Origin of the sequence: Actinocrinis sp. (genome assembly GCF_035938995.1) — a bacterium.
GTDB lineage: Bacteria > Actinomycetota > Actinomycetes > Streptomycetales > Catenulisporaceae > DASZGI01.
Genome location: NZ_DASZGI010000114.1, coordinates 1 through 5,022 on the forward strand (window position 1 = coordinate 1; position 5,022 = coordinate 5,022).

The following is a 5,022-nucleotide window of genomic DNA, read 5'->3' on the forward strand; positions in this document are numbered from 1 at the left end:
CGGAACCGTCCGCGCCGTCCTCCTCGGCCAGCCGTCTCGCCGGGGCGCGGCCGAGCAGCGCGAACGTGCGGTCGATCACCTCGGCCGGGGTCGGCCGAGCGGACGGGTCCTTCTCCAGGCAGTCCTCGACCACGGCGCGCAGCGGTTCGAGGACGCCGGTCAGCTCAGGCGCGTCGTGCACCGTGCGGTACATCACGGCGGTCGCCTCGTCGCGGCCGAACGGCGGCTCGCCTGTCGCGGCGTAGACCAGCACCGATCCGAGCGTGAAGACGTCCGTCGCCGGCACGACCGGCTCGCCGACGACCTGTTCGGGCGCCATGAACGCGGGCGTGCCAAGAGTCCAGTTTCCGCCGGTGAGGGTGGTCCCGTCCGACGTGCGGGCGATCCCGAAGTCGACCACCCGCAAGCCGTCCGCCGTCAGCAGGATGTTCGAGGGCTTCAGGTCCCGGTGTACCACCCCCGCGGCGTGGATGTCCGTCAGCGCACTGGCGACACCCATGGCCAGCGCGGCGACGGCGGGCGGTGGCAGCGGGCCGAGCGCGTCGACGACCGCCATGAGCGTCGGGCCGTGGATGTACTCGGTGGCCAGCCACGGCGGGTCGGCCTCGAGGTCGGCGTCGACGACTCGTGCGGTCAGCTCGCCCTCGATGCGGCGGGCCGCGGCCAGTTCGCGCCGGAAGCGGGGCATGGCCGCCTCCCGCGCCGCCGCGTGCGCGATCAGGGCCTTGATGGCGACGCGGGTGCCGTCGGCCGCGCGGGCCGAGTAGACGCGGCCCATCCCGCCCTGCCCGATCAGGCCCACCACCGTATACGGCCCGAGGGCGAGCAGGTCCGTCGGCTCAAGTGGCTTGTCCTGCGAGAGGTCTCCGGTCACCGCCCGGTACAGGGCCAGGCACTCGCCCAGCGCTGATCGCCATCTGCCGTCCCGCAGTCGCGGGTCGGCAGTCGCAGTCTGCCTCGTCTGCACGCAGTCTCAACCCCCGGGCTCGCCTGTTCGCTGCCGGTCCCCCGCCACCGAGTGAAGCAGCCGCACCGTGACCTTGCCAGGCCAAGTGGTGTCACGGATTGTCACAGATCCGACCTGGAACGGTCAGGGCGACGGACGCGTTTCAGGGTTCTGTTGCGGCTGGTTCGGATGCGCGAGACCGGCGGTGGACGCACTGCGGCCCCGATCCTGGTCGGGATCGAGGCCGCGTGCGGTACGTCGACGTGAGTTCGCTCTAGGAGGTTCGGTTCAGGAGTCGGGGTCCTCTTCGATCAGGAAGCCGCGCATCGGCGACGGCGGGGGCGGCGGGTAGTTGGGCACCGACTGCGGCGGCACGCCCGGCCGGATCGGGGCCATGGTCTGGGTCATCTGGCTCATCGCGGAGCCGGCCATCGCGGGCGCGGGCATCGGCGGGTTGTACCCGCTGCCCTGCGGGCCCGGGTTCATCCCGGGGCCGGGGCCCATCGGACCGGGACCCATCGGGCCCGGGCCCATGCCGGGGGGCATGCCAGCCGAGCTCATGCCCGGCGGCATCCCGACGCCGGCCATGGCCGGGGCGCTGCTGCCCGGGCCCAGCTGCGGGAACGGGGACGAGCCGCGCGAGGCGAGCATCGGGTCGTCGGTGGTGCTGTTCGACTCCAGCTGCCGCATCTGGCTCTCCAGATACGACTTGAGCCGCTGCCGGTATTCGCGCTCGAACGCGCGCAGGTCCTCGACCTTGCGCTCCAGCGAGGCGCGGGCCTGCTCGAGCGTGCCCATCGCCACGCGGTGCTTCTCCTGCGCGTCCCGCTCCAGCGCGTCGGCCTTGCCGCGGGACTCGCGCTCCATGCCGTCGGCGCGGGTGCGCGCCTCGCCCACGATCTTGTTGGCCTCGTTGCGCGCCTCGGCGATCGCCTGGTCGGCGGTCTGCTGGGCCAGCGCGAGGACGCGGGCGGCCGAGTCGCCGCCCGGCTGGAACTGCGGCGGCTGCGGTTGCGGCACCGGCACGGGCATCGGCGCCGGCAACTGGGCGGGTATCGGTACCGGTTCTCGTCGGGCCGGCATCCGGTCCATGGGCGGTCGGTCCATGGGCGGCTGCTGTTGCGCCGCGGCGGCGGCCCGGGTCGCGGCCGCGAGCTTGGCGCGCAGTTCCTCGTTCTCCCGCAGCAGCCGGGTGAGTTCGGCCTCCACCTCGTCCAGGAAGGCGTCGACCTCTTCCTCGTCGTAGCCCTCCCGGAGGCGGACGGTCGTGAACTGCTTGTTGTGCACGTCCTCGGGGGTCAACGGCATGTCTTCACCTCAGCGTGGGTCGTCGGCGTACCGGACAGACAATATCTCGTGTCCTGGTTGTTATGTCTGCTGTCGGGTGCGCTCAAAGCTGGCCCACCACCTTGAGCAGGATGGACATGATGATCAGCAGCAGCAGAAACGCCAGGTCCAGCGCGATCCCGCCGATGCGGAGCGGCGGGATGTGCCGACGCAGAAATCTCAGCGGCGGATCGGTTGCCGTATAGGCGGACTCCACGGCAACCAGCATGGCACCGTGCGGGTCATAGGATCTGGCGAATTGGAAAACCAGCTCCATGATCAGCCGGAAGATGAGCACGACCCAGTACGCCCAGAGCGCAACCGTGATCACTTGGATCGCCAGGTGCATCTACGCCGTCCATCCCAGGTGCCGCCGTCACCGGCGGCACCGGGTCGGATACCGCCTGTCAGCTCTGGTTGAAGAACCCACCCTCGGCGATGCGGGCCTTGTCTTCAGCCGTCACATCGACGTTAGCAGGTGATAGCAAGAAGACCTTCTGGGTCACGCGCTCCATGGTCCCGCGCAGCCCGAAGATGAGGCCCGCGGCGAAGTCGACCAGCCGCTTCGCGTCGGCGTCTCCCATGTCGGACAGGTTCATGATGACCGGGGTGCCGTCGCGGAAGTGCTCGCCGATCGTGCGCGCCTCGTTGTAGCTGCGCGGGTGCAGGGTCGTGATCCGGTATGCCTCGGACGTCGCGCCGCCGCCGTCCCCGCCGCCGAAGCCGTGCGGGACGCTGCCCATCGCGGACGCGACCGGGGCGGGGCGCTCGTACCGGTCGACCCGCTCGGGGAGCATCGACAGCGGCGCCGGGCGGACGTACTCGCCGGCGGCGCCGCGGTCCTGACCGGCGCCGCGCGCGGCGCCCTGGGGACGGCGCGGCTCGGACAGGAACAGCGGACGGGGGTCGTGCTCGACCGCGGCCTCGCGCGGACCGGGCGGCGCGTAGCGCTCGTCCTCGTCGTCGACGTCCTCGTCGGGGCGGACCGGGCGCGCCTCCTCGTCGGGCTCCTCGGTGTACTCCTCGTAGGCGTACGGGTCGTCGCCCTCCATCAGCCCGAGGTAGACGGCCGTCTTCTTCATGAATCCGGGCATGCCCGTCACCTTCCTTTTCGAACTGATGGTCCATCGGCCGGGGCCAGGCTCACCGCGCCGCGGTGTGCCCCGCCGTCCGGTCCCTCCCCCGCCGGTGTCCCGGCGGCCGGCGCGACCCGTTCGGGTACTGGATCAGACGTTACCGCAGCGGCGGGCGAGCGCCGAGTAACGCGGAGCCGATCCGCACGTGTGTCGCGCCCGCGGCGACGGCCGCCTCGAGATCCCCGCTCATCCCCGCAGAGAGTGACACAGCTCCAGCGTGGGCGCCACGTACTTTCGCGGCAATCTCGGCGAGCCGTTCGAATGCCGCGCCGGGGTTCGCGCCGAGCGGGGCGACGGCCATCAGCCCGCCGAGCCTGAGCGCCGCGGATTCGGCTACCGCGTCGGCGACCCGTTCGACCTCGGAGGGTTCCGCGCCGCCGCGTCCGGCGGCATCCGGATCCAGATTCACCTGCACCAGACAGAGCGGCGATCGATCGGCGCGTCGCGCGGCGTCGTCGAGGGCGTAGACGAGCTTGACGCGGTCGACCGATTGGACGACGTCGGCGTAGGAGACCACCGAGCGTGCCTTGTTCGTCTGTAGCTGACCGATGAAGTGCCAGGTCAGGCCGGGTAGCCCGGATCCGACCTCGGCGGCTTTCGCAGCGGCCTCCTGGTCGCGGTTCTCGCCGAACTCGCATACTCCCGCCTGATACAGACGAATGACGTCAGACGCCGGATATGTCTTGGTTACAGCAATCAGCGACACCTCGTCCGGTTCGCGACCGGCGGCGGCGCAGGCTGCTGCGATCCGCGCCCGCACCGTGGCCAGGTTCCGGGCCAGCTCACCGGCGCGCGCGTCGGGCGCCTGCGAATCCGTCTCAGACATCTTCAAACCAGGCGAATCCGGCGAACCGCCCGGTCGTTCCTTCGCGGCGGTAGGAGTAGTGGTCGGCGGATTCCTTCGCACAGACCGGCGATCGCCGGCCGTCTCCGATTCCGGCCTCGCGCAGTTGCACCCAGACGCCGGCCGGCACGTCGACGGCGGGGGTGCCCTGACGAGTCGTCGCCCACGATTCGGGCACCTGGGCGGCGACATCCGCGCGCATCTGCTCGGGCACCTCATAGCAGGCGCCGCACACGGCAGGGCCGGTGTAGGCGAGCATCCGGGAGGGTTCCGCGCCGAGCGCGCGCATCGCCGCGACGGTGGCGGGCACTACCCCGGCGGCCATTCCCGGGCGTCCGGCGTGAGCGGCCGCGACGACTCCCGCGACCGGATCGGCGAGCAGGACCGGGGTGCAGTCGGCGACCAGGACCGCGAGGACCGTGCCCGGCCGGTCGGTGACGATCGCGTCGACCTCGGGCGACACGCCGCCCGGCCAAGGTCCGCGCACCACGGCGACTCCAGCGCCGTGCACCTGCCGCATGTAGACGACGCTGCCAGGGGCCATGCCGAGGGATTTCGCGGCCAGCCGCCGGTTCTCCGCGACCGCCTCTGGGTCGTCGCCGACGTGCCCCCCGAGGTTCAGCGATCCGTAGGGCGCCGCGCTCACTCCGCCGTGCCGGTCGGAGAAGGCGAAGCGGAAGCGGCCGTGCTCGAAGAGCTCCACGCCCCGAGCCTTTCAGATCGGCGCGCGATCACCAACCCGCATGATGATCCGACAATCACGGAGGAAC

Annotated in this window: 6 protein-coding genes; all 6 read right to left on the reverse strand. The window is 71.5% G+C overall.

What is annotated here, in order from left to right:
* On the reverse strand, positions 1-967 hold a 967-nt coding region (locus VGZ32_RS07750), incomplete at its 3' end, for a serine/threonine-protein kinase (RefSeq protein WP_326885180.1).
* Between the two features lie 267 nt (positions 968-1,234).
* Complete coding sequence (locus tag VGZ32_RS07755; protein WP_326885181.1) at positions 1,235-2,254, reverse strand: DivIVA domain-containing protein; 1,020 nt, start codon at positions 2,252-2,254, stop codon at positions 1,235-1,237.
* Positions 2,255-2,336: 82 nt separating this feature from the next.
* Positions 2,337-2,621 carry a YggT family protein gene (locus VGZ32_RS07760; RefSeq protein WP_326885182.1) on the reverse strand — a complete coding sequence of 95 codons (285 nt, stop codon included), beginning with the start codon at positions 2,619-2,621 and terminating at the stop codon, positions 2,337-2,339.
* Between the two features lie 58 nt (positions 2,622-2,679).
* Positions 2,680-3,366 carry a cell division protein SepF gene (locus VGZ32_RS07765; protein WP_326885183.1) on the reverse strand — a complete coding sequence of 229 codons (687 nt, stop codon included), beginning with the start codon at positions 3,364-3,366 and terminating at the stop codon, positions 2,680-2,682.
* Positions 3,367-3,505: 139 nt separating this feature from the next.
* Positions 3,506-4,234, reverse strand: coding sequence for a YggS family pyridoxal phosphate-dependent enzyme (locus VGZ32_RS07770; RefSeq protein ID WP_326885184.1), 729 nt, complete (start codon positions 4,232-4,234; stop codon positions 3,506-3,508).
* Complete coding sequence (pgeF, locus tag VGZ32_RS07775; protein WP_326885185.1) at positions 4,227-4,955, reverse strand: peptidoglycan editing factor PgeF; 729 nt, start codon at positions 4,953-4,955, stop codon at positions 4,227-4,229. Before pgeF ends, VGZ32_RS07770 begins: the two co-directional genes overlap by 8 nt.
* Between the last annotated feature and the right edge of the window lie 67 nt (positions 4,956-5,022).

Coding starts and splice junctions, on each gene's coding strand:
- VGZ32_RS07765 (WP_326885183.1), bottom strand. CDS start 3,366: ATGCCCGGATTCATGAAGAAGACGGCCGTCTACCTCGGGCTGATGGAG.
- VGZ32_RS07770 (WP_326885184.1), bottom strand. CDS start 4,234: ATGTCTGAGACGGATTCGCAGGCGCCCGACGCGCGCGCCGGTGAGCTG.
- VGZ32_RS07760 (WP_326885182.1), bottom strand. CDS start 2,621: ATGCACCTGGCGATCCAAGTGATCACGGTTGCGCTCTGGGCGTACTGG.
- VGZ32_RS07755 (WP_326885181.1), bottom strand. CDS start 2,254: ATGCCGTTGACCCCCGAGGACGTGCACAACAAGCAGTTCACGACCGTC.